Raw genomic sequence first — 17,026 nt, forward strand, 5'->3', positions numbered from 1 at the left:
ATGCTCTGTGGGCCACTTCTCCTGATTATAGCGCTTTGCGATAATCATTCTATCGACCGTCAGTGTGTTATTGGCGGAAACTTTTCGGAGCAGCAACATGCACGCATTAGCGTTTAAACATTTTGGCGGGCCGGACGTGCTCGAATACCTTGAGCTGCCGACGTCAGTGGTACCGGCGGGTGCGGTGCAGGTGCGCATGGGGGCCGCCGGGCTGAATTTCGCTGATATCTACCGCCGCAAGGGCAATTACGTGCTGCACGGCAACCCGCCACATATCGGCGGTTACGAAGGTGTGGGAACCATTATCGCCGTGGGTGAAGGGGTCGATGGCTGGCAGTTGGGGGAGCGAATTGGTTTCGCTGATGTCCCATTCTGCCACGCCACGCGAATCAACGTGCCGGTGGAGCATGCACTGCGGCTGCCACAGGCACTGAGCGACGTCGAAGCAGCTTCAATTTTGTTGCAGGGACTAACGGCACAGTACCTGATTAATGACAGCGTGCAGGTGAAAGCGGGCGATCGCGCTTTAGTGCATGCAGCGGCGGGCGGTGTCGGACAAATTCTGACGCGTATGCTGGTGGCGCGTGGCGCACAGGTTTACGCCGTGGTGTCTTCGGCGCACAAACAGCAGATCGCACTGAACAACGGCGCAGCGGCAGCCTTCACTTATCAGCAGGATTGGGTCGTGCAAATTGCCGCCCTGACCGACGGTGGCGTTGAGTACGGTTTTGACTCGGTGGGCATCACGCTGCAACAGAGCATCGACGCGCTGCGTCCCGGCGGTCGGGTGGTCACTTTCGGCATGGCAGGCGGCGAAGCACCCGCTATTTCCGCCTACGACCTGATGATGGATTCCAAAGGCGTGGTCGGTGGCGACCTCTGGACCTACCTTAATAGCGCCGGGGCAAGGCGAGAAAGGGCCGAGCGTCTGTTCAGCAGTTGGCAGAACGGCGAGTTTGCCGTGCCCCATATCGAAACCTTCCCGCTCAGTGAAGGGGCGGCCGCTCACCGCCGGCTGGAGGATCGCAGCTTTGCCGGCAAGATTGTGCTGCTGGGCGATCGCGACCCGCAGAGTTAAAAGCGGCCTTCCGCTGCATGTTACACTGGCCGCCAGGCGATAAAGGGGGTCAGTCAGGATGGAAGTGATACGTGCGGCGATAGAAAAACAGGTGATCGGCCTGACCGGGCTGGCGCTTGGCGATGTTGATTTTGAAAACCCGCCGGGCGATCCGGGCCTGTATGGGCCGCAGTCGGTCATTTGGCAGGTACACAGTGATTTCACCACCATGCTGTGCGGGGGCGTCAGTGCCTTACTGCTGCAGATGCTGCACCCGTTGGCGCTGGCCGGCGTCTGGGATCATTCCAATTTCCGCGACGATATGCTCGGCCGCCTGCGCCGCACCAGCCAGTTTGTCTCCGTCACCACCTTTGGCCCCACCGCCGAGGCCGAACGGCTGATCGCCAAAGTCAAAGCCATTCACCTGCGGGTCAACGGCGTCAGCAGCGACGGCAGGCCTTATGCTGCCAGCGATCCTGACTTGCTCACCTGGGTGCACGTGGTGGAAAGCAGCTGCTTTTTAGCCAGCCATTTACGCTACCGCAATCCGCATCTTTCCCGCGAACAGCAGGACGGCTATTACCGTGAGACGGCGCGAGTCGCCGCTGCTCTGGGGGCACGCGATATCCCCATCTCTTGCGCGGCGGTCGAGGATTACCTGCAGCGCATGCGGTCGCAGTTGGTGTGCGATGAGCGCACGCAGGAAGTGGCTCGTATTCTGTTGGCGGCCCCGGCACCGAGCGTGCTGGCACGACCTTTTGGCATATTGGTGATGCAGGCGGGCATAGATCTGCTACCGGAGTGGGCGCAGCAGCAGTTTGGTTTTTCTCCCGGCGTCCTGCGGCAAAAACTGGTGCGCGCCGGTGTCGGTGGCGTAGGTAAAGTGTTGCGAGCCTCGATGCGCAACGGCTCCTATCAACGTGCACTACGGCGAATTGGCCGACCAGTCTGAACCCGCGCACGCTATAATTCTTACCAATAACCCAATGTTTAGGGACACTTTTGAGACTTTTACGGGTGATCCGACCGCTAATGCGCTTTACACTGGGCAAAAGCCAATTTCCATTTTATTTAGCGTGCAGCGTTATTCTGCGCCTTGACCCTATTTGAGGTTATATGAACGAGTCACAGGTACTTGCTGAAGTCAGTAATGAGAACCAGACGCTGGTGGCGGTGGTTCAGCAAGATAGTCGGGCTGCCTATTTTTATATTTATCCTTCAGAAGAAAATAGCGAACGTTTTCAGGTGCGTGCTTGCTGGCTGCGTAACCTGGCGGCCGCGCCGCAGCAGGAAGACAGTGCGGCATTGGCACTGGGACAGCCACCGATGCTGGCAGCCGAGTTTTGCCGCAATCTGGAGGGGGAAGCGCCACTGAACCCGGAAGGGCTGATGGTAGTCTGGACGGAAAGTGACGACGGTGCGGCGCTGTGGTATTACGGCCAACTGCTGGCGGTGATCCCCGGCTGGAGCCTGTATATCGACCACTCGGTGTGTTATTCCGCCAGTTGCATCAAGGAAAGTCCACTGGCTTATCCGCTGGGTTCCGCCTCCACCAATACCCAGTATGCGCTGGCGGAAAACACCCGCCAGTTCTGGCGCAGTTGGCAGCGGGAAGAGGGTAACCCATGGCCAAAAATGCAGAACGACTATCAGGCGATTTACGATCAGCATTTTGGCCCTTCGGTGAAATACTACGCGATCGATCAGGGCAAGTGGCCACCAATGGCCATCACCCAACATGAGCGCGACGGCATCTACTATTTTCTCACCATGGGCGTCAGTATCCGCCCAATGCCGTGGGTAGAGATCCTGTTCAACGACGACGCTTCCCGTTACCGCCGCATGGAAATGGGCATCGCCATCGACGGGCAGTACATGACCGAAGAGAACGCGGTGCAGATGGCCAGCGCACTGGCCGGGTTCGCCCATGCGCCATGGGCTAAGATTACCTGGTTTGGCGAAGGTCATACTCTGGAATCTGAGGTGGCTCCGCAGGGTTATGAGGGCTACGTGCTTTCCTCGTCGTTTTACCCGTATAGCGAGCACCTAAACCTGCCGAAACAGTATGGCGACCCGGTGAATATCTTCTGGGCCAGCCCGGTATTTGAGGCCGAGCGCCTGCTGGCGCACGCTACGCCGAATGGTGGTCACGATCTGGTGAATAAACTGCGTGAGCAGGGCGTTGACCATATCTTCCGTCCGCGCCAACCGCTATGCTGATCGCCGATTAAATTCACGGGAGTTATCATGACGTCCGCTCTGTTAATTATTGATGTGCAGCAAGGGTTATTTACGCCGCCGCCGGCCGACGCCGAAGCGACGATTGATCGCATTAACAGTTTGAGCACTGCTGCCCGTCGGGCTGGGGTACCGGTGATTTTTATCCAGCACCAGACTCCGGACGATGAGCTGGCGCACGGCAGCGATGCCTGGCAGATTGACGGCCGTTTGCAAGTTAAAGACGGCGATCATCGGGTGGAGAAAACCACGCCGGACTCCTTCCTGCGGACCGGACTGGGGCCGTTACTGGTGGCTAACGCTGTTTCGCACCTGGTGGTTTGCGGCTACTCCAGCGAGTTTTGCGTCGACACTACCACTCGTCGTGCCGCCGGGTTAGGCTATCCGGTGACGCTGGTCACCGACGCCCATACCAGTCATGACAAAGCCCACGCGACTGGCTTGCAGATCCGCGCCCATCACAACGCCACACTATCGAATATTGGAAGCTACGGCGTGTTGATCAACGCGCTGCCGACGGCGGAAATTCACTTCTGATCGCCAGATAAAAAACGGGCCCGATATATGCGTTGGGCCCGCTAACGTTATTTCAATCCCGCCCTGCGTGCTGCCACCTTGGCCAGCTCTGTTTTCTTACCCGACCCGTGCACCGCCGTTAATCGAGGTGATGGTTCCGGTGACGAACGAGGCTTCTTTTGACGCCAGCCACAGTGCGGCGCTGGCGATGTCTTCCACCCGGCCGGTGCGGCCCATCGGCGTTTCAGCGGCAATGGCGTCAATGCGATCCTGCGGTAGCCCGGCGCCGAAGAAGCGAGTATCGGCGATAAACCCTGGCGCAATGGCGTTGACGGTAACCCCCAACTCGCCAAGTTCGCGTGCCAGACTGAGGGTAAAACCCTGCACCCCGGCTTTGGCGGCGGAATAACCTAATGCACCCGCGCTGCCGCTGCCGCATTGGGCGGCAATTGAGCTCAGATTAATGATGCGGCCGCCCGGTTTGCTCAGGTGTGGCAACATCGCCAGGGTAAACAGGAAGGTACTTTTCAGGTTCCCTTCGATCACCGCGTCCCATTCTTGTTCGGCCTGCGCCAACGGCGTATCGGCGGCAATCACCCGGGTAAATCCGGCGTTGTTAATCAGGACATCCACCGTGCCGAGATCGGCTGCCAACTGGGCGACGACGTCTTCCACCGGCCCACGGCGGCTCAGGTCCGCCGAATAGTAGCGGGTAGCGGGGCCAATTTGCTGCGCCGCCTGCTGCAGGCGTTGCGGGTCGCGCGCCACGATGGCGATGCGGTAATCCTGTTGCGCCAGTTGTTGAGCGATGGCCAGCCCAATACCGCTGGAACCGCCGGTAACAATCGCTGTACGTTGCGTCATAACTGCTCTCCTTTCTCGCCGGGTGCACCGGAATGGCGCAGCACTGTGCGGTCGGGAAAGTATTGGCTTTTGCTATTGATACATCCAATACTCTATTTATGCTTTCAAAATACGAAAAAGGTATTGCGTGATTGAACTACGCCAACTGCGGCAATTTATTGCCGTCGCGGAAGAAATGAGCTTTCACCGCGCCGCCGAGCGCTTGCATATGGCACAACCCCCGCTGACTGCCGCTATCCGAAAGATTGAGCAGGAGCTGGGCGTGCTGCTGCTGGAGCGCGGCAACCGCGTCACCAGGATCACCGAAGCAGGGCAAGTGTTTCTGATTGAGGCGCGGCGAACGCTGGCGCAGTTTGAACGCACCCTCGGCAATACCCGCCGTGCGGCACGCGGTCTGACCGAATCGCTGCGCCTGACCTTCGTCGACAGCACGGTAAACGCTCTGTTGCCGGGCATCCTGCGGCAGTTTCGTCAGGCGCATCCGCAGGCGGAGTTTCATTTGCAGGAGGCAACCACCGCCGAGCAATTGATCGCCCTGCGCGATGACCGCGCCGACATTGGCATGGTGGTGCTGCCGGTAACGCCGCAAGAGGGCTTGCAGATCTTGCCTTTCCTTTTCGATCGCATGGTGTTGGCATTGCCGGAAAACCACCCGCTGGCGACGCAGCAGCAAGTGACGTTGAGCAGCCTGGCCGATCAACCCTGGGTGCTGTTTCCGGCGCATTACGGCCCCGGTATGCACACGGCGATCCTGCAGGCCTGTGCGGTGGCGGGATTCAGTCCGCGTATCGTGCAGGAGGCACGGCAGATGCAGACCATCGGCGGGCTGGTGGCGGGCGGTGTGGGGATCGCGTTGATGCCGGCCCTGTTTGCAAGACTGCAATCCCCCGGCGTGGTGTTCCGTGAACTGAGCGGCACAGGCAGCCCGGTAGCCTATACGCTGGCGCTGGCGTGGCGCACGGCTTCACCGCTGACTGACGCTTTTTGTCGTATTGCCGCTGAACAGGCGCTGAATTTGGCAACCTGCGGTGATTGACAACGCCCATACTGGGGGATACCTTAAAAGCATGAATATACCGATGCAATCCACACTCAATCAGTCCTGGTGGCGCCTCTTCTAAAGGCGGCACGGGTATTCACACCTCTTTTCAATGCCGCCGGTTCTGGCGGCATTTTTATTGCGTTGATCCGGTGGTGTATTTACTTTCAGGAGCAAGGCAATGAGCTATACCATTCTGACCGGCGATCGTCCCACCGGCTCCCTGCATTTGGGTCACTACGTCGGGTCACTGCGCCAGCGCGTTGAGCTGCAACAACACCATCAGCAAACGGTGCTGGTGGCGGACCTGCAGGGGCTGACCGATAACGGCAATAATCCGCAAAAAATCAGCACCAACGTGCTTAATCTGGTCGCCGACTATCTGGCGGTCGGTATCTGCCCGCAGAAGACCACGATTTGCCTGCAATCCGCGCTGCCGGCGCTGGCCGAACTGACCATGTATTATCTCAACCTGGTCAGCGTGGCGCGGCTGGAACGCAATCCGACGGTGAAAAGTGAAATCATGGAAAAAGACTTTTCCCGCAGCCTGCCGGCCGGCTTTCTGGTCTACCCGGTTAGCCAGGCGGCGGACATTACTGCCTTTGGCGCCACCCACGTGCCGGTCGGCGACGACCAACTGCCGATGCTGGAGCAAACCAACGAGATTGTGCGGCGTTTCAATCACATTGTCGGCCGACAGGTCTTGACGGAGTGCCAGCCGTTGTTAAGTCACGTCAGCCGTCTGCCGGGGCTGGACGGGCAGGGCAAGATGTCGAAGTCGCGCGGTAACACCATCACCCTGGGCGCCGACGCTGATCAGGTGCATAAGGCGGTGATGAGCATGTTTACCGATCCGGGCCACTTGAATATCAAGGATCCCGGCCGGGTGGAGGGCAACATGGTGTTCACCTATTTGGATGCTTTCTGCGAGGACGCCGCGCTGGTGGCGGATCTGAAGGCGCACTATCGCCGTGGTGGGTTGGGCGACATGAAAATCAAACGCCTGTTGGAAGATTGCCTGCAAAGCCTGCTGGAGCCGATCCGCACGCGTCGGGCGCAATACCTGGCCGACAAGGGCGAGTTGTTGCGCATTCTGCGTCAGGGGACCCAACGCGCCGACCAGGTCAGTCGGCAAACGCTGGGGCAGGTGAAGGCCGCATTGGGGCTGGATTTCTTTACCCTCAATTGAGTGCCAGCCCTCTGTTGGGTGAGCGTCAGGCGGCGCTGTCAACGATCGGGTGTTTAACCACGAAGATATACGACAGCGCGCCGATGACGGTAAAGCAGGAGCAGAGGGTAAGGGCCAGGCTGAAAGAGTGGGTGGTATCCAGGATCCAACCGGTGACCACTGGCGCGAATGAGGCAAAGATAAAGCTGGCGAAGTTTTGAATGCTGCCGACCGAAGCGGTCATGCGTGAATTCACCGCCACGTGGATCAGGCCCCAGCAGGAGGTACCGGCAAAGTGAATGCAAAACAGCGCCATGCCGATTAACAATACCGCGCTGTAGGTGGTGGTGGCCTGAGCGACCACGGCGGTAAAGGAAGCGGACAGTAACATACCGGCGACGATGCAAATTTTGCGGCTTTTCAGCGGTGCCATGCCGCGACGTACCAAAAAGTCGGTGACGAAACCGTTCGACAACATGCCGGCGGCACCAAACAGGAACGGAATGGCACTCAGCAGCCCGGTACTTTTCAGATCCAGATGGTAAGTGGTCTGCAGATAACCCGGCAGCCAGGCCAGGTACAGCCAGGCGGTGTAGTTAATGCCGCTGAAGCCAATCATCATGCCCCACATGGTACGGTTCCTGAATAGCGCTCGCCACTCGCGAAAGTTCATCGGTTCAGGTCGGGCGCTGACGCTACCGGCATTCAAATAGGCCTGTTCCTGAGCGCTCAGGCTGACGTCCTGTCGGTTGCGGTACAGCATGTACCAGCCGATGGACAGTGCGATACCCAATACGCCGATGGTGATAAACATGCCGCGCCAACCGAAGGCCAGCATCATGGCGGTGAGGATCGGTGGGCTGATTGCCAGCCCGATGGTCGAAGCGGCATTAAAAATACCCATCGGCATGCCGCGATCCTTGATATTGAACCAGTCGTTGATCACCTTTACGCCGCACGGGTTCATGGGGGCTTCGCCAATTCCCAGCCCGATACGTACCCAGATAAATTGGGTAAAGCTGTGGATCATGCCGGACAGCGTCTGGAATACCGACCAGACAAACATGCCGATCCCCAGCATGATGCGTGGACCTTTACGATCCAGCAGCAGGCCGCAGGGCAACTGGGCGATGCCATAGGCCAGGGAGAATGCCGACAGCAACAAGCCGATTTCGGTACCGCTCAGCCCCATTTCTTGCCGGATGGTGGAGTTCGCCACCGAGAGCGAACTGCGGTCAAGAAAGTTGATTATGGCTGCCAAAAATAACAACAACATGGCCGTGGTTTGAATTTTTTTAATTCTGGCCGAACGAACCAGCATTCCCTCCGGCGGCATCGGAATTATGTGATCGGAATAGGGTTCACCCTGTTCCTTCCCGGTATTAATCGTATGACTTCTTTCCATTTCATCCTCCAGAATTTCGCATTAATAATATTTATTATTCCGGGTATTCCCCTGGGTGGTGTCTTAATGAAGGTATTAGCAGGTGGTCGGCAGTAAGCCTAGAGGGCGAAATATTTTAGGCGGTGGGTTTTGTTACGGTTCCGTGCGACAGCCAGTATTTTGCTGCTTTTTATCGGTTTTAAATGACGGCAGGGTGTTTTTTATCGATTAAAAACACCCTGTGGCTCAGGCGATGGTCTGATTGAGTGAGCGGATCATCGACTGTTTGGCGGTATCCAAATGGCGGTGCAGCGCGTTGATGGCTTCCTGATCGTTACGGCAAATAAGCGCGCTGAGAATGGTCATGTGTTCTTCAATGGCAATGATATTACGCTGTTTAAGATCGGTCTCATCCCACTGATAATGGAAGTGGAAAATCACCGAAATGATCTCCAGCGACTGATTGAAAAAAGGATTATTGGCGGCGGAAAGGATCAGCAGGTGGAAGTCGCGATCCAACTGGGAAAACAGGCGATAATTGTCGCTGATGTCTTCCCGTAATTGGCGGTGGCGGCTCAGCAGTTCCCTGGCCTGCAGCCAGCGCGGGTCATGCGCCGGCAGATTGATAAAGTGGGACAGGGCGTGCGTTTCCAGCATCTGGCGCAGCTCGAACAGCTGTTCGGCATAACGCTGGTCAAACTGCTTCATACGCCATTGCCCGCGCTTGCTGCTTTCGATCAGATTGTAACGGCTGAAGTGCAGCAGAAATTCCCGCACCACCACCGGGCTTACATTGACCGCGCGCGCCAGTTGCAGCTCGCTGAAGCTGTCCCCGGCGCGCAGCTGCTTCTGATTAATCATCTGGTAGAACGCTTTTTCGAACCTTTTTCCCTGTTCGTCCAGGGAAGGGCTTTGGCAGTCGAAGCCGTCTTCCGGCTGTGGCTGGCGTAAAATCACATAGTCGTCGCCGACCTTTTCCAGCACGCCACGTTGGAACAGATGCGTCAACGTATGGCGCACTGTGGTGCGGCTGATATTGTACATTTCGGCCAATGCGGCCTGGGACGGCAGCGGCGAGCGCAGGTGGTTATTATTGATACCGTCAATCATCTGGTTAACCACATTGTGGCGCAGGTTCTGGGTTCTGCTCATGCGAGCCTCGGCTGTTTTTTATCTATTTAAAACCAATTTAAAGCGGTTTATTTTGTACTGCTTCACAGATCTCGCTTCCGACTTCATGCCTGGCGGCGCTTTTATTTAATAACTCTTCCCATAAATAAAGGGGAGGTTATAAAAAAATGAAAGTATTAGTTCTCGAGCAACCAACGAAATTAATTTATCAGCAGCGTCCGGCACCTATTCCTGCGCAGGCCGAAGCGGTGATCAAAATGATTACCGTGGGCATTTGCGGCACGGATATTCACGCCTGGTCCGGTCAGCAACCTTTCTTTAGTTATCCGCGGGTCCTGGGCCATGAAATATGCGGCGAAATTGTCAGCCTCGGCAGTCAGACGGCTGGCTGGCGGGTAGGGCAGCGCGTGACGGTGATGCCCTATCTTGCCTGCCATCATTGCGGTGCCTGCCAGAGTGGCAAAACCAACTGCTGCGAGAATATTTCGGTGATTGGCGTACATCAGGACGGCGGCTTTTGCGAGTATCTCAGCGTGCCGATCAGCAACCTGCTGGCGGTGGACGACGTGGCGCCAGAGGCCGCGGCCCTGATTGAGCCGTTTGCCATCAGCGCTCATGCGGTTCGCCGTGCGGCCATAGCGCCGGACGATCCGCTATTGGTGGTGGGGGCCGGGCCCATCGGCCTGGGCGTGGCGGCGATCGCCAAGGCTGACGGGGCGCAGGTGGTGGTGGTTGATACCAGCGCCGAACGGCGGCGGCATGTCGAGCAGGTGCTGCAACTGCCGACGCTCGATCCGCAGGACGAGCAGTTTGAAGCCCGACTGCGTGGCCAGTTCGGCGGTATGCTGGCGGCGAAAGTGATCGACGCCACCGGCAGCCGACAGGCGATGAACAATGCCGTCAACCTGATCCGTCACGGCGGCAGCATCGTTTTTGTTGGGCTGTTCAAGGGGGATTTGCAATTCTCGGACCCCGAGTTCCATAAAAAAGAAACCACCCTGATGGGCAGTCGCAATGCGACCGAAGAGGATTTCGCCAAGGTCGGCCGTTTGATGGCGGCAGGGGCGATCACCGCCCGGATGATGCTGTCCCACCAGTTCGACTTCGACAGCCTGGCGCAGCATTATGAAGAACAGGTGATCAATAACCAGCAGCTGATTAAAGGCCTTATTCGCTTTTAACCCCGGCGGGAAATGACGGCATTCGTCATTTCCCGGCCATAAAACCATCATCCCGTTGTCACAAAGTTATTCGTTAATAGGTGCCCATAATGATTAGCCACTGAAACCAGAGAAATCATATGGGTCAGGCACAGTTAAAACTAGCAACCACCGACTTTCCAGGGCAACAACCGCTATCCTCCCGCAAGGTGTTATCGGTAAAAGGCTTGGGCAAAGCTTATAAATCACAGCAACGAGTGCTGGACGATATCAACTTCGACCTGCACGTTGGCGAATTCGTCGCGGTGATCGGCCGTTCCGGCGCCGGTAAATCTACTCTGTTGCACACCCTGAACGGCACCATTCCTTCTAGCTGCGGCGAGATGCTGCACTTTGAAGATGACGGTGTGGCACAGGACATCGCACAACTGAGCGCCCGCCAAATGCGCCAGTGGCGTGCCCGTTGCGGCATGATCTTCCAGGACTTCTGCCTGGTACCACGGTTGGACGTGATAACCAACGTGCTGTTGGGCCGTCTGAGCCACACTTCTACCCTGAAATCCTTCTTCAAACTGTTTGATGACGCCGACCGCGCCCGCGCCATCGAACTGTTGCAATGGCTCAATATGCTGCCGCATGCGTTGCAGCGCGCCGAGAACCTGTCCGGTGGTCAGATGCAGCGCGTGGCGATTTGCCGTGCGCTGATGCAAAACCCCAAAATTCTGCTGGCCGATGAGCCGGTGGCATCGCTCGATCCGAAAAACACCCGTCGCATTATGGATGCGCTGCAAAAAGTCAGTGAAAACGACATTGCGGTGATGGTGAATCTGCACTCGGTCGAACTGGTGAAAGAATATTGCACCCGGGTGATTGGTATTGCCCAGGGCAAAATTGTGTTTGACGGTCATCCGTCGCAACTGAACGAACGGATACTGCACCAGCTGTATGGCGAGGAAGCCAATCAAATCCATTGAGTATTTCTTCACTTTTACCTTTACACACAAGGCAGCGTAATGAAAAAAGTATTGAGTCTGACCACCCTGATGGCCGGCGCGATGATGGTATTTAACGCTACTGCAGCGGACGCACCCAAAGTATTGAATCTGGGTATTCTCGGCGGGCAAAACGCTACCCAGCAAATTGGTGATAACCAATGCGTTAAACAGTTCCTGGACAAGGAACTTGGCGTTGACACGAAGCTGCGTAACTCCTCCGACTATTCCGGTGTCATTCAGGGCCTGTTGGGCGGCAAGATCGACCTGGTGTTGAGCATGTCACCGTCGTCGTTTGCCTCGGTGTACATCAAGGATCCGAAAGCGGTGGATATCGTCGGCATCGCGGTTGATGACGTCGACCAATCCCGTGGTTACCACTCGGTGGTGATCGTTAAAGCCGGTAGCCCATATAAAAAGCTGGAAGACCTGAAAGGCAAGGCCGTGGGCTTCGCCGATCCGGATTCTACCTCCGGCTTCCTGATCCCGAACCAGGAATTCAAGAAACTGTTTGGCGGCACGGTAGACAACAAATACAACAATACTTTCTCCAGCGTGACCTTCTCCGGTGGCCATGAGCAGGACGTCCTCGGCGTACTGAACGGTCAGTTTGAAGGTGCAGTGACCTGGGCGTCGATGATCGGCGACTACAACACCGGTTATACCAGCGGCGCGTTCACCCGCATGATCCGTATGGATCACCCGGACCTGATGAAGCAGATCCGCATTATCTGGCAGTCGCCGCTGATCCCGAACGGCCCAATCCTGGTGAGCAACGCGCTGCCGGCAGAGTTTAAAGCCAAAGTCGTCACCGCGATCAAGAAGCTGGATAAGGACGATCACCAGTGCTTTATCAAAGCGATGGGCGGTAAACAGCACATCGGCGAGACCACCCTGGCGGAATACCAGAACATCATCGATATGAAGCGTGAGCTGACCAAAGGCGACCGTTAATCATCGGATTACGTCCTGATCGATTCAAAGGGGTTCAGCGTGCTGAACCCCTTGTTCCATAAGATGGAAACCTATTTTGAATAAAGATTTTGCGCACTATTACCAGCAAATCCGCAGCAAGCAAAAGCGTGAGACGCTGATCTGGTCGCTCGGTCTGGTGGCGCTCTACCTGGGCGCCGGCAATATCGCCGAGTTCAACCTGCACACCGTGTGGCTGTCGATCCCTCATTTCTTTGATTATCTGGCAGAAACCATCCCGACATTACACTGGCGCTTACTGTTCGCTGACGGGCACACCGAGGGGTCATTGGCCTACTGGGGTTACCGGCTGAACATTCAACTGCCGCTGATCTGGGAAACGCTGCAACTGGCGCTGGCGGCGACCCTTCTTTCGGTGCTGGTGGCGGGCGTTCTGGCGTTTCTGGCGGCCAACAACACCCACAGCCCGGCAACGTTGCGCATGGCGATCCGCACGCTGGTGGCCTTTTTACGCACCATGCCGGAGCTGGCGTGGGCGGTGATGTTCGTGATGGCGTTCGGTATCGGGGCCATTCCGGGCTTTCTGGCATTGGCGCTGCACACCATTGGCAGCCTGACCAAACTGTTTTATGAGTCGATTGAAACCGCCTCCAACAAGCCGGTGCGCGGGCTGACGGCCTGCGGAGCGACGCCGTTACAGCGCATGCGTTTTGGCATGTGGCCACAGGTGAAGCCGGTGTTTCTGTCGTACAGTTTTATGCGCCTGGAAATCAACTTCCGCCAGTCGACCATTCTGGGGTTGGTGGGGGCGGGCGGTATTGGCCAGGAGCTGATGACCAATATCAAGCTCGATCGCTATGATCAGGTCAGCATGACGTTGCTGCTGATTATCCTGGTAGTTTCGCTGCTGGATTACACCTCAGGTGAATTGCGCAAACGCGTCGTGGAGGGGAAAAAATGATAACGGCACCCACTATTTCGACGGAAAAGCTGCAAACGCTTAAACAGCAGCACCCGGAGATCTTCTCACAGCAACGCCGCTACCTGCGCACCATCGGCATTGTGGCAGCGGCTATCGCACTGTATTACCTGTTCTTCTTCCAGTTCTTTGGCATAGCCTGGCCGCAGTTTATTAACGGCTGTCATCAGCTTGGTCGTTATTTCATGCGTATGTTTGTCTGGCATGATTTCGTTAACTGGCCGTTTATGTACTATTTCCAGCAGATATTTATCACCATCGGCATCGTGTTTGCCGGCACCATTACCGCTTCGTTGATCGCCTTGCCGCTGTCGTTCTTTGCCGCACGCAACGTGATGTCGACGCCGTTGTTGCGACCGATTTCGGTGCTGGTGCGCCGTTTGCTGGATATCCTGCGCGGTATCGACATGGCCATTTGGGGGCTGATTTTCGTTCGTGCCGTTGGCATGGGGCCGTTGGCCGGGGTATTGGCTATTATCATGCAGGACGTCGGGCTACTCGGCAAACTCTATGCCGAAGGGCATGAAGCGGTGGATAAATCCCCCAGCCGCGGTCTGACGGCGGTCGGTGCCAACGGTCTGCAAAAGCACCGTTACGGTATCTTTACCCAGTCGTTCCCCACTTTTCTGGCGCTCAGCCTGTACCAGATTGAATCCAACACCCGATCTGCGGCGGTGCTGGGCTTTGTCGGTGCCGGCGGTATCGGCCTGGTGTATGCGGAGAACATGCGGCTGTGGAACTGGGACGTGGTGATGTTTATCACCCTGATCCTGGTGGTGGTGGTGATGATAATGGATAAAGTGTCATCCATCCTGCGCAATAAATACATTATTGGCGAAGACATCCCGCTGTATCAGCAAAAAAGCCAAATCGATTGAGAAACCCCGCTCTGATCCCTATACTGCCGCACATATTCAAGGCGTAGCAGTATAGGGTATTACAATGTGCGCGCCTTCCGGTTTACAAGCTAAAGGCAATTCTATGATCAACAATGACGTGCTGCGCAGCGTGCGCTACATGCTGGGTATCAACGACGCGAAAATGGTTGAGATTATCAAGCTGGATAATTTCGACGTTGCGGTCTCGGCAATGAGCACTTACGTCATCAAGGAAGGCGAGCCGGGGTTCGAAAACTGCCCTGACGAAGTGATGGCGCACTTCCTGAACGGTCTGGTGTTCTTCAAACGTGGCAAGGACGACAAGTTCCCGGCGCCGGAAGTGGAGCTGCCAATCACCAACAATCTGGTGTTGAAAAAACTGCGTGTAGCCTTCGAGTTGAAAGATACCGACATGCACCAGATCTTCACCGCCGTGGAATTCCGTATTTCCAAGCCGGAATTGAGCGCGCTGTTCCGCAAAGAAGGCACCAAAAACTTCCGCCCTTGTGGCGATCAGATGCTGCGCTATTTCCTCAAAGGGTTAGCGCAACGCCTGCGCGGCGCATAAGTCACGCCGCTCTTTATGGCACCGGCTTTCCAACGCCAACATTCTGTTGGCGTTAGTCTGATGACAAACACCCGAAAAACGTGGTTTTCGGATGTTTGGGGTAAATCAGAAGACATAATCCTTTGTTTTTATTAGCCCCCAAATCAAGACTTTTAAGCGCAAAGAACTTTGTCAGCAATCTGACGCCAACATTCTGTTGGCGTTGCTCTACCAGCGACGTTAACCCATCAGTGCCGTTAGGCGGGGCAGGTAAACGAAACCTGCACGGTGCCAACAAATCAAACTCAAATCTTATCTATTAGCGCCTCAAAAACGGCTCCAATTCTCACCGTTATCATCAGCAACCACTTTCGGTGCGGCTATCGCCGGTGGCTGAACGTGGGCCCCGGCGGACGCGTGTGTGGCGAGTTTGAAAAGGGAGACGGTTTGATTCAAGTGATTGGCCTGATCTTCCAGCGCACTGGCGGCGGAAGCCGATTGTTCGACCAGAGCGGCGTTCTGCTGGGTCACCTTATCCATTTCGTTAACTGCCTGCGCAATTTGTGCAATTCCACGGCTCTGCTCTTCAGAAGCACTTGAGATCTCTTGCATGGTTTCCGTTACCTGACCGATGGCGGTAACAATTTCCGTCATGGCTCCGCTCACGTTTTCCACCAGATCGTTGCCCTGATCGACACGCAGCACCGATGTATCAATCAGCGTTTTAATCTCTTTGGCCGCCTGAGCGCTGCGCTGAGCAAGGTTACGTACTTCGCCGGCGACAACGGCAAAGCCGCGGCCTTGTTCACCAGCGCGAGCCGCCTCCACCGCGGCATTCAGTGCCAATATATTGGTTTGGAAGGCGATGCCGTCGATGACGCTGGTGATATCACCAATTTTGCGTGAGCTATCGGCGATATCGCTCATGGTGACGACCATTTTGCGCGTGATCTCACCGCCGTTGATCGCACTTTGCGAAGCACGTTTCACCAATGAGGTGGCAGCAGCGGCGCTGTCTGCGTTGTTTTTCACCGTAGCAGAAAGTTGCTCCATGCTGGCCGCCGTTTCTTCCAGCGAACTCGCCTGTTCTTCTGTGCGGCTTGAAAGGTCGTTGTTACCTGCTGCAATTTCCTGCACGCCGGTATAAATATTTTGCGTTCCTGCCCGGACGGTGCAGACGGTATTAGCCAGCTCATTACGCATATTGATGAGACCGTTAATCAGTCGGCCTATTTCGTTATTTCCACCGGCATTAATTTCAATATCCAAATTCCTGTTCGAAATTTCGGCCTGATAGTCGATAATCTGATTAATCTTGTTCAGCACATATTTTCTGATCCACACCAGAACCGCACCGGTCAGCAGAATAAAGATGAAAATGAACGCAAGCGATAAAGGCACCATTTGGCGATAGCTGGTCTGTGCCGCAGCGGCTGCTGGAGTAATAATATCGTTGGCAACGTAGGCCGAAGTATCATCAAGCGCAGACATAAAATATGTTGACGAGCTATTGTGCATAATTGACTGGAAACGGGGGATATCACCATCTTCCAGGCTGACAATTAATTGAAGCAGATCGCCGCGCGCTTTTTCATACAGATTTTTGACGTTCTTGGTGCGCTCGTTTTCACTCTGCTCAGACAGCGACAGCCGATAAAATTTTTCCATCAGTTTATCCACCTCTGCGAGGCGCTGACGAAGTTCACCAAGGGACTTTTTGGTATCGTTACTTTGCGGCTGCGTGGTGAGCATCAGTGCGTCTTTAAGCACTTCTTCGCGGAGTTCGGTAACGGAAGCGTAGGCATTATCCATTGCCATGATTTGATTAAAGCCGGAGGATATTTGTGTAAGGCGGTTATTGGTACCGGAGGCATCCAGAATGCTCCACGCGCCGGAGAATATCTGAATAATACAGAACAGGGTTAAAATCCCCATTAATCCGTGGGAGATTTTTAATCGTTCAAACATAGTACAACCTGAAATTTCAATGAGATGCCAGTGCGGCAAATAGCATTTTTTTGCCGCGAGAAGTGCTGTTTGTTTTCGGCAGGCTGCGCTAAAACTTTAGCGATTAATTTTTGGTTGAGTCTGATGTCGATATTATCGGTGTTTTTAACTTCACGTTTTTAATTTAAACACA

General features: G+C 55.6%; 16 protein-coding genes. 12 read left to right on the forward strand and 4 right to left on the reverse strand.

Annotated features, from left to right (window positions below; translation table 11 throughout):
* Positions 1-97: 97 nt before the first annotated feature.
* From ACNT1W_RS09080 to ACNT1W_RS09095, 4 genes are all read left to right on the forward strand, one after another.
* The gene (locus tag ACNT1W_RS09080) at positions 98-1,078 is read left to right on the forward strand and encodes a quinone oxidoreductase family protein (protein WP_419246668.1); all 981 of its coding nucleotides are present in this window, start codon (positions 98-100) and stop codon (positions 1,076-1,078) included.
* Between the two features lie 58 nt (positions 1,079-1,136).
* Entirely contained in the window at positions 1,137-2,009 is an 873-nt protein-coding gene (locus ACNT1W_RS09085) for an oxygenase MpaB family protein (protein WP_017892046.1), read from the forward strand.
* Positions 2,010-2,173: 164 nt separating this feature from the next.
* Positions 2,174-3,277 carry a suppressor of fused domain protein gene (locus tag ACNT1W_RS09090; protein ID WP_012005835.1) on the forward strand — a complete coding sequence of 368 codons (1,104 nt, stop codon included), beginning with the start codon at positions 2,174-2,176 and terminating at the stop codon, positions 3,275-3,277.
* 27 nt (positions 3,278-3,304) lie between these two features.
* Complete coding sequence (locus ACNT1W_RS09095) at positions 3,305-3,832, forward strand: cysteine hydrolase family protein (protein ID WP_419246669.1); 528 nt, start codon at positions 3,305-3,307, stop codon at positions 3,830-3,832.
* 96 nt (positions 3,833-3,928) lie between these two features.
* On the opposite strand, the gene ACNT1W_RS09100 is transcribed toward ACNT1W_RS09095, so the two are convergent.
* Positions 3,929-4,675: an SDR family NAD(P)-dependent oxidoreductase gene (locus ACNT1W_RS09100; RefSeq protein ID WP_419246670.1), complete on the reverse strand. Its 747-nt coding sequence runs from the start codon at positions 4,673-4,675 to the stop codon at positions 3,929-3,931.
* Positions 4,676-4,802: 127 nt separating this feature from the next.
* Here ACNT1W_RS09100 and ACNT1W_RS09105 point away from each other — a divergent pair, with 127 nt between their 5' ends.
* Positions 4,803-5,711 (forward strand): LysR family transcriptional regulator, encoded by a 909-nt coding sequence (locus ACNT1W_RS09105; protein WP_261434818.1) that lies wholly within the window; start codon positions 4,803-4,805, stop codon positions 5,709-5,711.
* Between the two features lie 184 nt (positions 5,712-5,895).
* A complete protein-coding gene (gene trpS / locus ACNT1W_RS09110) occupies positions 5,896-6,903 on the forward strand; it encodes a tryptophan--tRNA ligase (RefSeq protein WP_261408291.1) in 1,008 nt (335 codons plus the stop codon).
* Positions 6,904-6,928: 25 nt separating this feature from the next.
* On the opposite strand, the gene ACNT1W_RS09115 is transcribed toward trpS, so the two are convergent.
* Together ACNT1W_RS09115 and ACNT1W_RS09120 are read right to left on the reverse strand one after the other, a co-directional pair.
* Positions 6,929-8,287, reverse strand: coding sequence for an MFS transporter (locus ACNT1W_RS09115; protein ID WP_261413149.1), 1,359 nt, complete (start codon positions 8,285-8,287; stop codon positions 6,929-6,931).
* Between the two features lie 225 nt (positions 8,288-8,512).
* Complete coding sequence (locus tag ACNT1W_RS09120) at positions 8,513-9,418, reverse strand: GntR family transcriptional regulator (RefSeq protein WP_012005841.1); 906 nt, start codon at positions 9,416-9,418, stop codon at positions 8,513-8,515.
* 146 nt (positions 9,419-9,564) lie between these two features.
* Between ACNT1W_RS09120 and ACNT1W_RS09125 the strand changes: the two genes are divergently transcribed.
* The 6 genes from ACNT1W_RS09125 (at position 9,565) to ACNT1W_RS09150 (ending at position 14,907) form a co-directional block, all read left to right on the forward strand.
* Positions 9,565-10,578 carry a zinc-binding alcohol dehydrogenase family protein gene (locus ACNT1W_RS09125; protein WP_419246671.1) on the forward strand — a complete coding sequence of 338 codons (1,014 nt, stop codon included), beginning with the start codon at positions 9,565-9,567 and terminating at the stop codon, positions 10,576-10,578.
* Positions 10,579-10,697: 119 nt separating this feature from the next.
* Positions 10,698-11,531 (forward strand): phosphonate ABC transporter ATP-binding protein, encoded by an 834-nt coding sequence (gene phnC, locus ACNT1W_RS09130; RefSeq protein ID WP_012005843.1) that lies wholly within the window; start codon positions 10,698-10,700, stop codon positions 11,529-11,531.
* 39 nt (positions 11,532-11,570) lie between these two features.
* On the forward strand, positions 11,571-12,503 hold the full coding sequence (phnD, locus tag ACNT1W_RS09135) for a phosphonate ABC transporter substrate-binding protein (protein ID WP_012005844.1): 933 nt from the start codon (positions 11,571-11,573) through the stop codon (positions 12,501-12,503).
* A gap of 76 nt (positions 12,504-12,579) precedes the next feature.
* Entirely contained in the window at positions 12,580-13,443 is an 864-nt protein-coding gene (gene phnE / locus ACNT1W_RS09140) for a phosphonate ABC transporter, permease protein PhnE (protein ID WP_419246672.1), read from the forward strand.
* Positions 13,440-14,339 carry a phosphonate ABC transporter, permease protein PhnE gene (gene phnE, locus ACNT1W_RS09145; RefSeq protein WP_419246673.1) on the forward strand — a complete coding sequence of 300 codons (900 nt, stop codon included), beginning with the start codon at positions 13,440-13,442 and terminating at the stop codon, positions 14,337-14,339. The genes phnE (ACNT1W_RS09140) and phnE (ACNT1W_RS09145) overlap by 4 nt, the downstream gene beginning before the upstream one ends.
* A 103-nt stretch (positions 14,340-14,442) precedes the next feature.
* On the forward strand, positions 14,443-14,907 hold the full coding sequence (locus ACNT1W_RS09150; RefSeq protein WP_041418497.1) for a DUF1456 family protein: 465 nt from the start codon (positions 14,443-14,445) through the stop codon (positions 14,905-14,907).
* 306 nt (positions 14,908-15,213) lie between these two features.
* On the opposite strand, the gene ACNT1W_RS09155 is transcribed toward ACNT1W_RS09150, so the two are convergent.
* Positions 15,214-16,854, reverse strand: coding sequence for a methyl-accepting chemotaxis protein (locus tag ACNT1W_RS09155; protein WP_419246674.1), 1,641 nt, complete (start codon positions 16,852-16,854; stop codon positions 15,214-15,216).
* Positions 16,855-17,026: the final 172 nt, after the last annotated feature.

Origin of the sequence: Serratia sp. NFX21 (assembly GCF_048517035.1) — a bacterium.
Taxonomy (GTDB): domain Bacteria; phylum Pseudomonadota; class Gammaproteobacteria; order Enterobacterales; family Enterobacteriaceae; genus Serratia; species Serratia quinivorans.